Origin of the sequence: Actinomyces sp. ph3, assembly GCF_000308055.1 — a bacterium.
GTDB lineage: Bacteria > Actinomycetota > Actinomycetes > Actinomycetales > Actinomycetaceae > Pauljensenia.
This window is the reverse complement of sequence record NZ_CAGY01000002.1, coordinates 91932-109234: the sequence shown is the minus strand read 5'-3', so window position 1 is coordinate 109234 and position 17303 is coordinate 91932. Positions and strand designations below refer to the sequence as shown.

Here is a 17303-nt window from a genome sequence, read left to right as displayed (position 1 = left end):
TTCCTCTGTGAAACCAATGTGGGGTGCGGGGTCGCGTTGCGGCGCCGCACCCCACTGCTATTCACCTTCGGGTCTGCTGCTTTGGTGGAAAAAGATCCTTCTGACCGGTACCTTTGAAGAGACTTCATTAAAGCAGGAGAGGCCCGGTAAAAATGGCGGAGAAGGCACACGACCGCGCAGATAGCTCAAGTCCTGCGCGTCCTCCTTTTCCGTGGCCTCGAATGATTCTGCTCATGGGTGCGGCTATTGCACTTCTTGCGGGGCTCGATGCGGCTCTTGTTCGCTTGGGAGCTCTTGCTCCCTTGAACTCCACGGACTTGGGGACGATTCACGGAATCCTCATGGTCTATGGCTTCTTGGGAACAGCGATCTGTCTAGAACGCTCGGTAGCAATTAATTCTCGCTGGGCGTACCTTTCCCCGGCTACCTCGGCGCTCGCGGGAATTGCGGCGATCGTCATCTCTCAGAGCCGTACGATTACTCATTTCCTTGCTACAGCACCACTTCCTGCCTACCTGAGCAGGGTTCTTCCCGGATATCAATCCCAGCGAATGCTTCCGGCAGTCCTGTGGACAATCTCCATGATCACCCTGGTCATGATTTACCGGCATGTGTGGAAAAAGCGTCAAGCTTCGTACGCGGTCCTCATCCAATTGATCGGTGCATGTGTCGGCTTGTGCGGGATTCTTTTGTGGATGCGAGGTTTAGAAGTCGCACTCATCATGCCGTGGTGGCTCTTCTTCTTGCTTTTGACGATCGTTGGCGAGCGCTTGGAATTGGCGCGGCTTGCTTTCAATGAGGCAACCGAGAAGCGAATTTTGGTCTGGGTCGGGGCTCTGCTCATTTCCTTGGCACTGACGCTGATTGTCCCCCTTGTCGCCTACCCGCTTTTAGGAATCTCACTTGCGGCGCTTGCAATCGATATGGGGTATCACGACGTCGCTCGTAAAACCATCAATATCCCTGGAATTCCGCGTCTTTCCGCGGTCGCTATGCTCGCGGGATACGGATGGGTGATGCTCCCGGCCGCTTTGTGGATTACCGCGCCCCCGACCTTTTCCGGCTATGGCTACGATGCGATTGTTCATGCCCTGACGATTGGCTTCGCAGTCTCCATGGTCATTGCGCACGCACCGGTTATTATCCCCTCGGTGATTCGTCGCGAGGTTCCCTACCACTTCTCGATGTGGGTCCCTCTGGTTCTTTTCCACCTCAGCTTGCTGATTCGTTTCCTTTCTGGCGCCCGCGAGGCCGCACTTCCCTGGCGTTTTGGCGGAGCGCTGGGAGTCTGTGCTTTCCTTCTCTTCGTCGTTACAACTGCGAGCGTGACAATTGTGAACACGCGACGTGGACGGAGCACCCATGCCTGAGATTTCTTCTCCCAAGGCGGGACTGAGTATCGGTGCGGGACCGGCAGGTGCTCCCACCGGCGCCCCGGGGTCCGGACGCCCCTCCCGAATGCGTATCGATCGCTTGGGAACCACGTGGATGATCATCGCGGTTCTTATGGCAGTAGTGACCCTCTTCCTTCACCGCCACATGCCGCAGCCCCTGTGGACCATGATCCATCTGGTGACATTAGGCGTCTTAAGCAACGGAATTTTCCAATGGTCATGGTTCTTTGCCCGCTCCCTTGCACGTCTGGCAGCCGATGACCGCAGAGCCCACTCGGACAACCTGCGTCGGATGCTGAGCTTCAATGCGTGTTTTGCATTGCTCTTAGTTTCGATGTGGCTTGGCTGGTTCATCGGAACTATCCTCGCGGCAACGGGCATTGCGGTAATTGCTGCCTGGCATGGAGCCGCTATGCTGTCGGTTCTTCGCGAGCGTTTGGCCTCGCGCTTTGTCGTTGTTGTGCGCTACTACGTGTGCGCGGCAGCATTCTTTGTGCTCACCGCACTTCTTGCCGGTTTCGTCACCACCACAATGTTTTCTTCCTCGATTCCCGAGGCTTTCCTAGCGATGCGTGATCGTCTGACCTTTGCACACGCTCTCAGTGGCGTCGGTGGCTGGCTGGGGTTGAGCATTGGTGGCACTGCGATTACCTTGGGGCCGACAATCTTGCGTACACGGATGTCTCCCGATGCGGTTTCCTGGGGGATTAAAGTTCTTCCGCCTTGGTGCGTCAGTTTGCTGATCGCGGTGTGTGGGGCTCTCTTAGGAGTTATGCCCCTGGTCGGTGCCGGAATTTTAGGTGCGGCAACCTGTGGGATTATGGGGATTCTTATCCCTTATGTTCGTGTTTTAGCAGCAAAGAAACCTCAAGAGTATTCCGCGTGGTCATTCCTGATCGGATTGGGATGGATTGCTCTAGGCATTCTGTTCTTGGGAATCATGGCGCTTTTTGTCAGTACCCCGAGCCAGATACGGGTACTGACCATGATGTGGCTTCCGATTATTGGAGCGGGCGGCTTCGCCCAGCTCTTTGGGGGAGCGCTGAGCTATCTGATGCCAGTTGTCATCGGAGGCGGTCCTTCGGTTGTCAGAATTGGTATCGCAATTCTTGACTGGCAGTTCGCACTGCGCGTGGCGCTGAGAAACGGAGCTCTGTTCCTCCAAGTTGTCCTTTTCTGTGCTGCCGCAAGCACAGCGGTTACTACTCTTCGATACGCGCTTTGGCTGGTCGTGATCATGACCTTCGTAATTGACATCGTGATGTTTGCGCGCGCGGGAAAAAATCAAGCACGAGCGCGTCGAGAACGCATCAAAGAAATGAGTGAAAGTAGGCAGGTTCAATGAGCGAAGAAACCACCGGGCCCTCGCGGGCAGCAATGGTCTTCACTGGCCTTGGCGCTGTTGTCGCCCTTGTTCTTGCCAGTGTCCTAGCTGGCGGAAGTAACGCAACGCAAAACTCAGCGGTTGGGAACACCTCAAGCGCGGCCTCGTCAACTCAGGTGAAAGAAACCGGCGAAACTACCCACGTGGAAATCGGTGTCCAAGGTATGTCTTTCACCCCCTCTGTTATTCACGTTCCTGTGGGAAACCGACTGCACATTACTTTTACGAATACGGCTGAACAACGCCACGATTTGGTCCTGGCCAATGGGCAAACAACTGGATCTCTGGCCCCCGGAGCAAGCACGGAACTTGACGCTGGGGTCATCACTTCAGATACCGAAGGCTGGTGCTCACTGCCGGGACACCGCGAAATGGGAATGACGCTCAGCATTGTCGCTGATGGCGCATCGGGCGGCTCTGCCTCGGCAGGATCGCACTCTGGCAGCGGCTCCCACAACCACGAGGTTGCAACGGGGATGGGAATCCCAACTGCAGACCAACTGCGAGCCTACGCGGCGAAAGTCGATCCCTATCCCGCTGAAGTTGCACCGGCCTCGGAAGAAAAAGACCACTACTACACCCTGGTTGCCCGCGACGATATCGTGCAGAACTTAAGCGATGATGTTAGCCGGACGGTTTGGACTTTCAACGGGAACACTCCTGCTCCCACCCTTCGTGGAAAGATTGGCGATACCTTCCATATCACCCTCAAAAACGAAGGAACCATGGGGCATTCTCTGGACTTTCATGCGGGCGATATCGCGCCGGATGAGGCCATGAAGACCATCGATCCCGGTCAGACGCTGGAATACACCTTCACAGCTAAGGCTGCCGGTATCTGGATGTACCACTGCTCGACGCACCCCATGTCCATGCACATTACTAACGGCATGACCGGCGCGGTGATTATTGACCCCAGCGATCTGCGCCCAGTGGATCACGAGTACGCGATGGTTGCGACCGAGCTGTATCTGGGAGATAACGGCGGTACTGCAAGCGCGACGAAGATCGCCTCGATGATGCCTGACCTGCAGGCATTCAATGGGCGTCCTTTCCAGTACGATGCGCACCCCCTCAAAGTGAAGGTCGGCGAACGCGTGCGTTTCTGGCTGATGGATTCGGGTCCGAATACCGCCATGTCCTTCCACATCGTTGGTGGGCAATTCGATACCGTCTGGGATGAAGGCGGCTACACCCTGATCGACGGAGGCAATGCCATTAGCCGTGGGGGAGGGGGATCTCAGACCTTCCCCATGCTTCCCGCGCAGGGTGGTTTCGTTGAGCTTTCCTTCAAAGAGCCGGGGACCTACACCTTCGTTAATCACATCATGAGCCTTGCCGAGGCCGGGGCCCACGGAAAGATTGAAGTGACGAACTAACCCACTTTTACGGGGTGCGCGGCACCATAAGCGTGGGGAGTGCCAAAGGCGCCTAAGAACGCATAAACTGGCACAGTGCTGTCGACCTATGGGGAAATTCTTCGTCTGAACCGGGCATGGCGTTTTTCAGCCGCCGGCTTCATTTTGCGCCTACCCATGTCCATCATGCCGATCTCGATCATCTTGTCGATCCAGGCGGCCTATGGAAACTACACCCTTGCGGGTGCGGTGTCGGCGATCAATATCATCGCTTTGGCAGTAACTGCGCCGATGTGGGCACGCCTTGTCGACCGCTACGGACAGCTCAAAGTCATGGGGCCGGTTTTCGCGGTGTCGGCAGTCGCGACCATCGTGTTGTGCGTGGCGACTCTTCAGATGGCCTCTCCGTCGATCCTGTTCGTTTCAGCCGGAATTGCTGGTGCAACCTGGGGGTCTCCCGGTGCATTGGTTCGAGCTCGATGGATCCGCACCACCGACACGGTGTCACAGCTCAATAGCGCATTTGCTCTTGAGGCCGCTGTCGATGAATTCGTCTACATCGTTGGGCCTGTCGTTGCAACGGTTGTGGGAACGGTTTTGCACCCAACCACCGGCGTCGCGGTCTCCATTGTTTTCCTTTCTGTCGGCGCCGTGCTGTTCTTGTCCCAGCGTTCTTCGGAACCTGTTCCCTTGGGGAAGGCTGGTCGCGGCGCCCAAGCAGCTAGTGACGAAACTGAGGGTTCGAAGGACGCAGCCGCGGATGCTAAGGGCGCGGCGGCCTCGGCACCCGCGCGCGAACGATCCCTGCTTCTCCTTCCCGCGATGATCGTCCTTATGCTGACTTACATGGGAATGGGCGCACAATTCGGTGCGAATGACATTGCTGTTGTTGCCTTCACTAAGGAGCTTGGGGTTCCCGCTCTTTCGGGTGTTCTGCTTGCAATGTTCTCGCTTGGCTCGTTTATCTCCGCCCTGATCTACGGTGCGCGGAGCTGGCGACGTCCCCTGTGGCAGCTTTTTGCCATCGGCGTTGTCGCCTTGGCAATTGGTATGACCGCCTACCTGCTGGCGCATACGATCATTGCCCTGGCCGTCATCATGTTGATCAGTGGCATTGCCTGTGCCCCCACCATGACGAACGTCAACATGATGGTCACCAAATCTGTTCCCAGACACCGTCAGACCGAAGGCCTGGCATGGTTGAGTACCGCCATTAATCTGGGTGTTTCGCTGGGATCTTCTGCCTCGGGTCCCGCTGTCGACCGTTACGGTTCGGGTGGTGCCTACGTGATGATTGCAATTTTTGCGTGGGTCATGGTTTTGATTATGCTCATCGGTCTTCCTCCCCTGAAGCGTTCTTTGGAGGAGTCTGCTGTGGAAGAAGCGCAGCATCAGCGTGATCTTCTGAATGAGGACTGAAATTGGTGTTCGCCCGAAAGAACCTTCCCTCCCTTGCGCTTTCCGTGGCCTCTCGCCTTGACGAGGCCACGTCGACGGGGCTTGCCCGAGTGCTGGGATGGGCGGGCTTCTACCCGGGTGTTGTCGGCTTTGGAGGCTATGCCTCGCAAACTCGTGCGCGCGTTCTGGCTCGCGTCGTCATGGAAGATCGAGTGGGGGAGCGCTCGTGGTTGACCCAGCGGCGAGGATGGCGTCAGTTTTTTGATGCTCAGGTTCCTTTTCAACCAGTTCTGGTGACCTGTGGTCAAGCCCAGAAGGTCGTATTCACCGATGGTGGTGGATACGTCGATATTGAACTTGTTGGGCACGGTTTGGAACCGGGGTGGCAGCTCGCCTCGATTCAGCCTCTGAACGCCGTGGATGTTCAGCGAATGGGTGTTCGCGAAGGAGATCGCCTGTATCCCTCTTCTGATGTTGAAGGGGCTAGCGCTGCGGGAGAGTCTCTTTTACGGGTGGGGAGGGCAGAAGAAGGCCGCGTTCTTGGCCGTATCCGTGCGGCAAAATCTGTTGATATCCCGCTACGAGTGATCGGTGATGATGAACGCTACGGTGTTGTTTCAGATATTGATGACACGATCATTGTCTCGATGATTCCGCGTTTGTTGACCGCGGCAAAGCACGCGCTGATGGAGAGAGTTTCCGATCGCGAGGCCGTGCCAGGGATGGCAGGATTCTTGCGTCGAGTGGCACGTTTCAACCTCTATCCTTCGGGTCAGGAGAAGCACACTGAACGCAAGAAGTCTTCTTCGGCCGCGCATGGAAGGCATGCGAATGCCTTGCCGGTGATGTATCTGTCGACTGGCCCGTGGAACCTGGTACCTGGCTTACGCGAATTCTTGCGCCGAACAGACTTTCCTATGGGTGCCTTTTTGATGACGGATTTCGGGCCGTCGAATACAGGGTGGTTCCGCTCGGGTGTTGAACATAAGAAGCGCGAATTGCGACGCCTTGTGCGTACATTCCCAAATATTCAGTGGATCTTGGTCGGTGATGATGGTCAGCATGATCCGGAAATCTATGCGGAGTTCGCACGCGAGTTCCCGAAGAATGTCGCGCTGATTGCAATTCGCTCGCTGTCACAGTTCGAACAGCTGATGGCACACGGCACTCTTGATCCAATTTCCTTGGGAGAACTGGAAAAAATCCCCGACCAAATACCTCGTTTGTACGGTGAGGATGGATTTAGGCTAGGTCGAGCGGTTGCGGCTCTGGTGCCACAACCGCCCGACCCGCAACGTCTAACCGGATATTTGGATCGCTGAAGCTAGCCAAATATCCGGCTTCAGTCCTCGAGGCGGCGAGTCCTGCATTGTTTAGATTAGTCTGTTTCGCTTCATATCGGCAGTGCTTAGTTCGTACCTTTAGCTTAAATTTCGCGCCTTTTATGGGGCTGTTGACAAGGCAATAAGCCTGATCGGACCGGGTATGAATGGTTGACGAGGAAGCAAAATCTGCCACGATGTGATTTGTGGCATAGGTTGACAAATTTGAGAGCTTGTTACAGATATCTCTTTACCAAATCTTTGTAATCGTAACCGAAATGTAATGTTTACATCATGGACATGTGAAGGTTTCGGGAAAAAAGTGGGCTATGCTTCCGAGACATCAGCACATATGACTGAACAGAATTCCTACAGGAGGAATCTCATGAATCTTAAGAGGTCGTGGCTGGCAGTGCCCGCCGTCCTTGGTCTGGCACTGACCGCATGCTCTTCTGGCAGCACTGGTTCTTCGGACAACTTTGTTACCGTTAACGGTTCTGAGCCGCAGAACCCGCTGATCCCGGCTAACACCAATGAGACCGGTGGCGGCCGCATTGTCTCCAGCATCTTCTCGTCCCCCGCCTACTACGCGGCCGACGGTTCAACTCAGCTGGACGCTGCGGAGTCCATCACCCCCAATGCTGACAACACTGAGTGGACCATCAAGCTGCGTCACGATGGCAAGTTCTCCGACGGCACTCCCGTCCTGGCAAAGAACTTCGTTGAGGCATGGAAGATGGCCACGAAGGAAAACCTGGGCGCCGCAAGCTTCTTCGCTAGCGTTATCGGCACCGACGATGACGGCGCTGGCGACATGGAAGGTGGCCTTCAGATCGTTGACGACTACACTTTCGTCGTCAAGCTGAAGGGTCCTGAATCGGACTTCATTAAGCGCCTGGGCTACACCGCATACTCTCCGCTTCCCGACTCGACTCTGGCAGACCCCAAGAAGGGTGGCGAGCACCCCGTGGGTAACGGCCCGTACATGCCCAAGGATGAGAATGCTTGGCAGCACTCCAAGCAGATCGATCTGGCCGTGAACCCCAACTACTCTGGTCCCCGTGCCGCGAAGAATAATGGCATCCGCATCGTCTTCTACCAGTCCCTCGATGCTGCTTACGCTGACCTGAGCTCCGATAACCTCGATGTCCTCGATGGCGTGCCCTCCTCGGTCTTCTCCAGCTACCAGCAGGAACTGTCCGGGCGTACTGCTAACCAGCCCGCAGCCGTCATCCAGTACATCACTATTCCTGAACGCTTGGAGCACTTCTCCGGTGAAGAAGGCAAGCTGCGTCGCAAGGCCATCTCAATGTCTATCGATCGTAACTCGATTGTCAAGACGGTCTTCTCTGGCACCCGTACCCCCGCCAAGGACTTCACTTCCCCCGCAATTGACGGGTATAAGGAAGGCCTGAAGGGCTCTGAGGTTCTGGAGTACAACCCCACCAAGGCTAAGGAGCTGTGGGAGCAGGCCAACGCGATCTCTCCGTGGAGTGGCAAGTTCCTCATCTCCTACAACTCTGATGGTGGCCACCAGCAGTGGGTTGACGCAACCTGCAACTCCATCAAGAACACCTTGGGTATTGAGGCTGAAGGCGATGCCTACGCAGACTTCAAGTCGCTGCTTGGCGATATGAAGGCCGGCACCACCAAGGGCGCCTTCCGTCAGGGCTGGCAGGGTGACTACCCCTCGCTCTACAACTTCCTCTTCCCGACCTACTCCTCGAACGCTTCCTCCAACTACTCCGGTTGGAAGAGCAGTCAGTTTGACAAGTACCTGAGCGACTCGCTGTCCGCTTCGCCTACCGAGGCACTCGACCTTCAGTACAAGGCCGAAGAGCTGCTCTTCGAGGACATGCCGGTCATCCCGACCTGGTACGCCAACACCAACGGTGCATGGTCCACCAAGGTGAGCAACGTTCAGTTCACCTGGAACTCGAATGTGCAGTACTTCGCGATTACCAAGAACTGAAAATAGTTCTTCCCCGCTAGATACGTGAGCGGAATGGCTGTGGGGTGGAAGTCTCTCGACTTCCACCCCACACGCATTGAGCGCGTGTCTTTCAGTGAATTCCCAATGGGGGATTCTTCAGAGTCTTCTCTACGTAATTAAAGACACACGATTGACCATTTACCACTTCTTTGCATTAGTATGAGCGATAGTGCGCATACGTTTATGTATATCTCGTGCGGTATCTCGCTGATCCGTTTGTAGCTACAGGCGTATGTGAAAGCCCGTTCATGATGATGAACCCCGATACGTTTACGGAAATTCTTCGTAAACACATGTAATAAAGGACCTGTCCATGCTGCGATACATCGGACGACGCCTCCTACAGACCATCCCGGTCTTCTTTGGAGCAACGTTCCTGATCTTTGCGATGGTCCACCTGATGCCAGGTGATCCCGTCGCGGCCCTCGGTGGCGATAAGGGCCTGACCGAGGCTGCGGCAGCTCGAATCCGCGAAGAATACAACCTTGATAAGCCTTTCTGGATGCAGTATCTGCTCTACCTCAAGGGCATCTTCACCCTTGATTTTGGGAAGACCTTCTCCGGGCGACCGGTGACCGAGGTACTAGCAACCGCATTCCCGATCACCATCCGTCTGGCCGTCTATGCCCTGTTGATCGAGGCTATTCTCGGCATCCTCTTCGGTGTTATTGCAGGCGTACGTCGTGGAGGTATCTTCGACTCAACGGTCCTGGTTCTCTCGCTGGTCGTCATTTCTGTGCCGACCTTCGTTATCGGCTTCCTCATGCAGTTCTTTCTTGGCATCAAGTGGGGATTGCTTCCTGCCACGGCAACTACGATTTCCTTTAAATCCTTGACGATGCCTGCGATTGTGCTAGGTGCAACCTCCCTTGCATATGTCATCAGACTCACGCGCCAGTCGGTTTCTGAGAACGTCTCTGCTGATTATGTGCGTACCGCACGCGCTAAGGGCCTGAAAGAGGGCACCGTGATGACGCGCCACATTCTGCGTAACTCACTGATCCCTGTCGCAACCTTCTTGGGCGGCGACTTGGGTGGCCTCATGGGTGGTGCAATCATCACCGAAGGTATCTTCAACATCAACGGCGTTGGCGGTACCTTGTGGCAGTCGATCGTTCGCGGTGAGTCAGCTACCGTTGTTTCCTTCACGACAGTTTTGGTCATGGTTTACATCTCAGCAAACCTCCTTGTTGACCTGCTGTACGCCGTTCTTGATCCGAGGATTCGCTATGAGTGATTTCATTCCTTCGCAAGCTATTTCGCGTACTCGTGCTGGACAGGATCACTACGTCTCGGATATTGATGAGACCGGTCTGGGCGCTGTCGATGCAGTTGCGGATGAGTCTGCACCTTCGTCCATGTGGGGCGAAGCATGGAAGACTCTTCGCAAGCGTCCCCTGTTCTGGATTGCTGCGGTCATCATCCTTATGGCCGTCATGATCTCTGCGTTCCCACAGCTTTTCACGAGCGTTAAGCCCGACTACTGCGAGCTCTCGCACTCTTTGGGCAAGCCCGAGGCCGGACACCCCTTCGGCTACACCTTCCAAGGCTGCGATATTTACGCCCGCGTCATCTACGGCGCACGCGCCTCGGTTTCCGTCGGTGTCCTGACGACGATCTGCGTCGTCTTGATCGGTGCAACTCTTGGTTCGATCGCCGGCTACCTCGGCGGCTGGATCGACGCCGTGATCTCACGTGTCACCGACATCTTCTTTGCAGTTCCCCTGCTGCTCGCAGCCATTGTCTTCATGCAGATGTTCAAGCAGTACCGCAACATCTGGATGGTCATCTTGGTCTTGTCGTTGTTCGGCTGGACTCAGATCGCACGTATTACACGCGGCTCGGTCATGAGCGCCAAGAACGAAGAATTTGTGACGGCCGCGAAGGCAACCGGTGCATCGCGTTGGCGCATCCTGCTCTCCCACATCATCCCGAACTCGATGGCACCGATTATCGTCTATGCGACGGTTGCTCTGGGTTCCTTCATCGTCGCCGAGGCCTCGCTGTCCTTCATGGGTATTGGTCTTCCCCCGACGGATGTGTCTTGGGGTTTTGATATCTCGCAGGCGAAGGATAACCTGAGGCAGGCACCAATGGTTCTCTTCTACCCCGCTATGGCACTGGCCTTGACCGTGCTCAGCTTCATCACGATGGGTGACGCCGTTCGCGAAGCCCTTGACCCGAAGGCGAAGAAGTGAACGAAGAACAATTCGAAGAGACTGTCACCGAGGTCATCCTCGAAGGTGCTGAGAAGGCTGAAATCCACCCGGACGACGCCAACCCTTTGCTGAAGATCACCGACCTTGAGGTCACCTTCACGACCTCGACCGGTGTTGTTCCCGCCGTTCGCGGAGCTAACCTGACCATTTACCCCGGTCAGACCGTCGCAATCGTCGGCGAGTCCGGTTCGGGTAAGTCAACCACAGCCGCTGCCGTTATTGGCCTGCTTCCGGGCACCGGTAAGGTGACCGGCGGCTCCATCGAGTTCGACGGCAAGGAGCTCACCACGATGAGCTCCAAGGAATGGATCGAACTGCGCGGATCCGGAATTGGCTTGGTTCCCCAGGACCCGATGAGTAACCTGAACCCCGTTCTTCGCGTCGGTACCCAGGTCAAGGAAGCCTTGCTGGCGAACAATATTGTTCCCAAGTCCGAGGCCGGAGAGCGCGTTACTGAGCTCCTCGAGCAGGCAGGCCTTCCCGACGGAGAGCGCCGCGCAAAGCAGTACCCGCACGAGTTCTCGGGCGGTATGCGTCAGCGCGTGTTGATCGCTATCGGTCTTGCTTCTCGTCCCAAGCTGCTCATTGCTGACGAGCCCACCTCGGCACTGGACGTGACTGTTCAGCGTCGCATTCTCGATCACCTCGAGACGCTGACCAAGGAAATGGGCACGGCAGTGCTCTTCATTACTCACGACTTGGGTCTGGCCGCTGAGCGCGCCGAACAGCTGGTCGTTATGCACCGCGGTCGCATTGTGGAGTCTGGTCCGGCACTCGAGATCCTCCAGCACCCGCAGCACCCCTACACGAAGCGTCTGGTTTCCGCGGCTCCGTCCTTGGCCTCGGCACGTATCGAGTCCGCTCACGCGCGCGGCATCACGCACACGGAAGAAGAGTTCACCGGCTCGGCGAAGAACGCCTCGAGCGAGGAAATGATTCGCGTCGAGCACCTCACCAAGGAGTTCCACATCCGTGGCGCGAAGGGCGAGGCCTCGAAGCTTCTCGCGGTCGACGATGTCTCCTTCACGCTGCGCCGTGGAAAGACTCTGGCGGTCGTGGGTGAATCCGGTTCCGGTAAGTCAACTGCCGCGAATATGATCCTCCACCTGCTGGAGCCGACCTCGGGCAAGATCTTCTTTGACGGCGAGGACACCTCGGAGTACAGCGAGGCACAGCTTTTCGCGCTGCGTCGTCGCCTCCAGGCCGTGTTCCAGAACCCCTACGGTTCGCTCGACCCGATGTATTCGATCTACCGAATCATCGAAGAGCCGCTGAAGATTCACGGCTACGGCACCCTGGAGTACGCGCGCGCCGAAATCAAGCGCGCCGAGGCCACGGGCCGCGAGCCCGAGCCGTGGGCAGTTGCCGCTCTTGAAGGACACTCCGAGTCCGACAAGAAGCTGCGTGAAGAGCGCGTCGCCGAGCTGCTTGACTTGGTTGCCCTGCCGCGTAGCGCCATGCGTCGTTACCCGAATGAGCTCTCCGGTGGTCAGCGTCAGCGCGTCGCGGTTGCGCGTGCTCTTGCGCTCAACCCCGAGGTAATTGTCCTTGACGAGGCCGTTTCCGCACTGGACGTGCTGGTTCAGAACCAGATTCTGCACCTGCTCAACGATCTGCAAGCTGAGCTTGGACTGTCTTACCTGTTCATTACTCACGACCTGGCCGTTGTCCGCCAGATCGCAGACGATGTTGTGGTTATGGAGAAGGGGCGTCTGGTCGAGGCAAACACGACCGATGCACTCTTTGATCACCCAGTTCAGGATTACACTCGCGAGCTGATCGAGGCCGTCCCCGGACGCAAGATCCAGCTCAACCTCTGAGTGTTTTTCGTGATTTTCTCGTGTGGGCAGGCCTTCGGGTCTGCCCACACGTGTATCTGGGCGTAGTGTATGTGTGCGCGTCGGCTGCTCACCCTCCGCCCTATTCCTGCTTTAGCTTGCTCATTCCTGTCCTATTGCTGTTCTAAGGCCGCAGGTGTGCGAGCTAAAACAGGAATAAAGGAGCTTATGCGCGTAGGGTCGACCGGCGGATTGTCAGCGTGTGTGAGACCGTTACGTCTGCCACCGCGTGTGGGAGATCGGCTGACGAGGCGTTGCTTTCCTCATTGCTCTGCTCTTCAGGTGATGTGGGTGCCTGTTTGCCACCTGCACCCCCGCGTCCCTCAATAAGCGCAATCAGCCCTTGGACGGCCTCGTGCGCGATCGCGTGGGTATCGGGGGAGATGGTTGTGAGTGCCGGGGTTGAGAAGCGCGAGAGGACGGTGTCGTCCCATGAAGAAACCAAGACGTCTTCGGGGACGCGTACTTGCGCGCGAGAAAGTGCGCGTAAAGCACCGGCCCCCAAAAGGTCATTCATCGTAAAAATCGCATCGGGGAGCGTATTTGATTCCAGCCACTGGCCAAGAGCCGATTCAGCCCCTTCAGCGGTCCAAGGAGAAACTTCGACGCTACGCCACGCCCACGAATCTAAGCCGAGCTCGGACAGAGCCTTCTCAATTCCTCGCTGGCGAAGAGCTCCTGCGCTGGAGGTCGCGCGAGTATGTGTCGAGCCAAGAATCAAGAAGCTACGCGCGCCTTGCTGGTAGAGGTGGTGCACCATCTCCGAGGCCGCAGAGACGTTATCCATTGAGTAGTGGGGGATGCCGGCGTCTTGGATTCGTTCACCCAGCAGAACAAGGGGAGCATCAAGGGCAAGTTCAGCTAGGCCTTCGCGGTCCAATTCGATGGGGGAGAGAATCAGGCCATCAATGAGATTGGTTCTGAAATCTCGCAGGACTGAAACTTCATGTTCGCGAGTTCCGGCAGTTTCGACAACCATGATCGAGTATCCGTTGCGTCGTGCCTCATCTTGAATCAGGTGCGCGATCTCCCCAAAATACGGCCAGGCAAGGTTGGGGATTGCGAGCGCTAAGGTATGGGTCTGACCTTGGCGAAGTCGCTGTGCCGCAATGTTTGGGCGGTAACCAAGTTGACGAATCGCGTCTTCAACAGCGCGTCGAGTGGTGGGGGAGATGTGCGGGAAATTATTTACTACGTTTGAAACGGTGCGCTGTGAAACACCGGCAAGCTGCGCAACGTCGCGCATGTTAGGCCGTGAAGATTTCATGTGCGTCTCCAAAAAGTGTTGTTAACAGCGATGTCATCAGGGATTATTGCTTCAGTCTACTGAATATTCTGGTCGATCGCTGAGGAATTGTACTTAATTTGCTACGTTGCAATTTTGGGGTAAATCGTGCATGATAATCCCATGAAGGTCAACGTAGACACTTTCGATGCATGGAGCGACGCGAATTATCCGCGCCCTGATCTCTGTCGTGAATCCTGGCTGAATCTCAATGGCCAGTGGTCCTTCGCTACGGATTCAAGCGATGAGGGACTCACCCTGGGGTGGTACCTGCCCGGAGTCACCTTCTCCAAGACGATCACTGTCCCCTTCCCACCTGGAAGCCCGGACAGCGGCTGGAGTGGGGAACGATCTGATGTTGTCTGGTATCGACGCACCATTACCCCCGAAGACCTTCTTCAGGCAGGTGCTGATGACACTTCCTCCCGGCAGCACCTGCGTATTCACTTCGAAGCGGTTGATTTCACCTGTGATGTCTGGATTAACGGCCGTCACCATATGCATCATGAAGGTGGGTACACGCCATTCACCATCACTGTTGATTCATCCGATTATCTAGATGACGGCCTTGAACTTGTCGTCCGCGCACAGGATCGCCTTGACGCTGTGGACCAGCCGCGCGGCAAACAAGACTGGCAGGAAAACCCCCACGGTATTTGGTATCACTCGGTCGTTGGAATCTGGCGCGATGTCTGGATGGAAGTCGTTCCCGAAGGTTACATTGAGTCGCTGACCTGGTCTTGGGATATTGAGAACGCTCAAGTTACCTGCGATATCGCGCTGTCAGGTCTGCGTGAAACCAGCGGTGATATCGATCCGATTGAGGCGAGTTTGACCCTCGAACTTGCGGGCGAAACCTTGGCTGCAAGTATGGTCCGGATACGCTCGCGCTCGCTGCGCCTCGTCGCTCAAATCCCCGGACTGGCAAACCGACAGGAATGGGGGCGCCTACTGTGGTCGCCCGCCCACCCCAACCTCATCAACGCGCGGATCTGCGTTGGTGATGACGAAGTTGTTTCCTACGTCGGTATCCGCGATGTCAGCCTCTCGCACCGCTACTTGGAAATAAACCACCAGCCCACTTACCTGCGTGGCGTTCTGGACCAGGGCTACTGGCCCTCGTCCTACTTCACTGCCCCCAGCCCGCAGGCTCTGAAGGCGGATCTGGAGCTGGCTCGCGATATGGGCTTCAACTTTGTCCGTATCCACGAGCGAAGTGCGGATCGACGCACACTGACCTGGGCCGATCGCATGGGAATGATGGTGTGGGGAGAATCTGCATCCGCCTATGCCTTTAGCGATCGAGCAGTCAGTGTGACAACGCAGGAATGGCACGATCTGGTTTTGCGCGATCGTAACCATCCCAGTCTGATCGTCTGGGTGCCCTTCAATGAAAGCTGGGGAGTGGACCTGATCGTCACCTCACCAAAGCAGCAGGCCTTCGTACGCTCGGTCGTTGCTTTGACCGAAGCGCTTGATGGAACCCGCCCCGTTATTGCTAACGATGGCTGGGAACAGCTAGAGACTCCGATTGTGACGACTCACGATTATGGCGTCTATGGTGAGCAGCTGCGAGTGAACTATCGCGACCGCGAGGCGATTGCCGAACTGGTCAACGGAGTAGGTCCGCAAGGACGCAAGATCCTACTGGGCGAGGCCTGGAATGATGACCGTCCCGTGATGGTCACGGAGTTCGGCGGGATTTCGCTGCCCCTGGATGCCGAGGACGCATGGGGCTACGCAGTTGTCCCCACTGTCGAGGCCTATGAGGAGCGTGTGAGCGGACTTTTCGATGCTCTTGAATCCTCGCCCATTCTGGCTGGCTTCTGCTACACACAACTGACGGATACCCGTCAGGAAACCAACGGCCTCGCCGACGAAAATCGCAATCCCAAGCTTCCGCTGGAGGTTATCCGAGGATTCGTCACCAGTTCTGCTCGCCAGAGCGCGCAAATCCGGCCTCGTACGATTGTCGAGGCCAGTGCGGTCCTTGGTACCGATGAGCGCAGCGCCGTTTCGCGGGCTTTTGAAGGTGATCGCGATGCCTAAAGCCCGGGTCCTCCGTCGCTGGGCAACGAACTTTGCTTTCACCCTGCCCTTCCTGATCTTCTACGGGGTTTTCATCCTCTTCCCCGTAGTCCAAGCGATTCTGATGTCTTTCTTCGACTGGGATCTGCTGGGGAGTACCCGGGAATGGATCGGGCTTGAAAACTACACCCACATGCTGGGCGGAACGGGCTTGGTCTGGGACATCAGCTCCATGTGGATTGCTCGACTGATCTGCTTGGCCTGCGGAGTGTATGTGGCCATCAAGGCAGTGCGTGAAAGTGACCTCAACTCAGGACGCATTCTGTTGATCGTCACTCTGATCGGCGCAGCAATTCTTTTGGGAATCCATCCGGGAGATAGCGGTTCCTGGTCTGATCCGCGTTTTTGGAACGCGATGAAGAACACCGCGGTTTTTACCTTGGTCTCAACACCGATCATCGTGGGCCTTGGCCTGATCTACGCTCTGCTTCTTCAGCGCGGAGGGAAAGCCTCTGCCTTCTATCGTGCGGCATTCTTCGTCCCCTATGTCCTTCCGGTTTCGGTAGCCACGCTGATCTGGGGCTACATGCTCAACCCCTCACGAGGCATCGTGGCTCGCTTCACCGAACACATGGGGTGGGGAACCATTGCTTGGCTGTCGGATCCCAAATGGGCAATGTCTGCAATCGTCGTGACGACCGTGTGGTGGACCGTCGGATTCAACCTCATCCTCTTCGGTGCGGGATTGCAGGACATCGATCCGACGCTATACGAGGCCGCAAGCTTGGACGGCGCGAACTCTTTCCAAAAGTTCGTCAGTATCACCCTTCCCGGTCTGCGCCACGCAACGGTGCTGGTCCTTGTCACCCAGATCATCGCCTCGTTCCAAATCTTCGGTCAGGTCAACATCATGACGGCTGGAGGCCCGGGTGGCACGACTGACGTTCTGGTGCGCTACATCTACCAGACCGGTTTTAGAGACACTCAGCTTGGCTACGCCTCGGCAATGTCCCTGGTGCTCTTCGTCCTGATGGTCTTCATCTCTTTGATCCAATTCCTGATCTCACGGCAAAGGAGCCGCTGA

At 56.5% G+C, this 17303-nt stretch carries 12 protein-coding genes; 11 read left to right on the top strand and 1 reads right to left on the bottom strand.

Going from position 1 to position 17303, the window contains the following annotated elements; all coding sequences use genetic code 11:
• The first annotated feature begins 152 nt into the window (after positions 1-152).
• The 9 genes from HGAS_RS04025 (at position 153) to HGAS_RS03985 (ending at position 12888) form a co-directional block, all read left to right on the top strand.
• Entirely contained in the window at positions 153-1370 is a 1218-nt protein-coding gene (locus HGAS_RS04025; RefSeq protein ID WP_019126592.1) for a hypothetical protein, read from the top strand.
• Entirely contained in the window at positions 1363-2739 is a 1377-nt protein-coding gene (locus HGAS_RS04020; protein WP_019126591.1) for a hypothetical protein, read from the top strand. Before HGAS_RS04025 ends, HGAS_RS04020 begins: the two co-directional genes overlap by 8 nt.
• Positions 2736-4157: a multicopper oxidase domain-containing protein gene (locus HGAS_RS04015; protein WP_019126590.1), complete on the top strand. Its 1422-nt coding sequence runs from the start codon at positions 2736-2738 to the stop codon at positions 4155-4157. Before HGAS_RS04020 ends, HGAS_RS04015 begins: the two co-directional genes overlap by 4 nt.
• A gap of 75 nt (positions 4158-4232) precedes the next feature.
• Positions 4233-5555, top strand: coding sequence for an MFS transporter (locus tag HGAS_RS04010; protein WP_019126589.1), 1323 nt, complete (start codon positions 4233-4235; stop codon positions 5553-5555).
• A gap of 5 nt (positions 5556-5560) precedes the next feature.
• Complete coding sequence (locus HGAS_RS04005; protein ID WP_019126588.1) at positions 5561-6856, top strand: App1 family protein; 1296 nt, start codon at positions 5561-5563, stop codon at positions 6854-6856.
• Between the two features lie 385 nt (positions 6857-7241).
• Positions 7242-8828, top strand: a complete 1587-nt coding sequence (locus tag HGAS_RS04000) for a peptide ABC transporter substrate-binding protein (RefSeq protein WP_019126587.1) — start codon at positions 7242-7244, stop codon at positions 8826-8828.
• Positions 8829-9162: 334 nt separating this feature from the next.
• Complete coding sequence (locus HGAS_RS03995; RefSeq protein WP_019126586.1) at positions 9163-10086, top strand: ABC transporter permease; 924 nt, start codon at positions 9163-9165, stop codon at positions 10084-10086.
• Positions 10079-11047, top strand: a complete 969-nt coding sequence (locus tag HGAS_RS03990) for an ABC transporter permease (protein WP_019126585.1) — start codon at positions 10079-10081, stop codon at positions 11045-11047. Before HGAS_RS03995 ends, HGAS_RS03990 begins: the two co-directional genes overlap by 8 nt.
• Before the next feature lie 35 nt (positions 11048-11082).
• Positions 11083-12888, top strand: a complete 1806-nt coding sequence (locus HGAS_RS03985) for a dipeptide ABC transporter ATP-binding protein (RefSeq protein WP_233993704.1) — start codon at positions 11083-11085, stop codon at positions 12886-12888.
• A gap of 184 nt (positions 12889-13072) precedes the next feature.
• Here the strand turns inward: HGAS_RS03985 and HGAS_RS08470 are convergent, their stop codons facing one another.
• Complete coding sequence (locus tag HGAS_RS08470; protein ID WP_019126583.1) at positions 13073-14152, bottom strand: LacI family DNA-binding transcriptional regulator; 1080 nt, start codon at positions 14150-14152, stop codon at positions 13073-13075.
• A 162-nt stretch (positions 14153-14314) separates the two neighbouring features.
• Between HGAS_RS08470 and HGAS_RS03975 the strand changes: the two genes are divergently transcribed.
• On the top strand, positions 14315-16240 hold the full coding sequence (locus HGAS_RS03975; protein ID WP_019126582.1) for a glycoside hydrolase family 2 protein: 1926 nt from the start codon (positions 14315-14317) through the stop codon (positions 16238-16240).
• Complete coding sequence (locus HGAS_RS03970; RefSeq protein ID WP_019126581.1) at positions 16233-17303, top strand: carbohydrate ABC transporter permease; 1071 nt, start codon at positions 16233-16235, stop codon at positions 17301-17303. Before HGAS_RS03975 ends, HGAS_RS03970 begins: the two co-directional genes overlap by 8 nt.

Excerpts from the sequence above, each read along its gene's own strand:
- HGAS_RS04025 (WP_019126592.1), top strand. The coding sequence starts at position 153 with ATGGCGGAGAAGGCACACGACCGCGCAGATAGCTCAAGTCCTGCGCGT.
- HGAS_RS04020 (WP_019126591.1), top strand. The coding sequence starts at position 1,363 with ATGCCTGAGATTTCTTCTCCCAAGGCGGGACTGAGTATCGGTGCGGGA.
- HGAS_RS04015 (WP_019126590.1), top strand. The coding sequence starts at position 2,736 with ATGAGCGAAGAAACCACCGGGCCCTCGCGGGCAGCAATGGTCTTCACT.
- HGAS_RS04000 (WP_019126587.1), top strand. The coding sequence starts at position 7,242 with ATGAATCTTAAGAGGTCGTGGCTGGCAGTGCCCGCCGTCCTTGGTCTG.
- HGAS_RS03995 (WP_019126586.1), top strand. The coding sequence starts at position 9,163 with ATGCTGCGATACATCGGACGACGCCTCCTACAGACCATCCCGGTCTTC.
- HGAS_RS03990 (WP_019126585.1), top strand. The coding sequence starts at position 10,079 with ATGAGTGATTTCATTCCTTCGCAAGCTATTTCGCGTACTCGTGCTGGA.
- HGAS_RS08470 (WP_019126583.1), bottom strand. The coding sequence starts at position 14,152 with ATGCGCGACGTTGCGCAGCTTGCCGGTGTTTCACAGCGCACCGTTTCA.
- HGAS_RS03975 (WP_019126582.1), top strand. The coding sequence starts at position 14,315 with ATGAAGGTCAACGTAGACACTTTCGATGCATGGAGCGACGCGAATTAT.
- HGAS_RS03970 (WP_019126581.1), top strand. The coding sequence starts at position 16,233 with ATGCCTAAAGCCCGGGTCCTCCGTCGCTGGGCAACGAACTTTGCTTTC.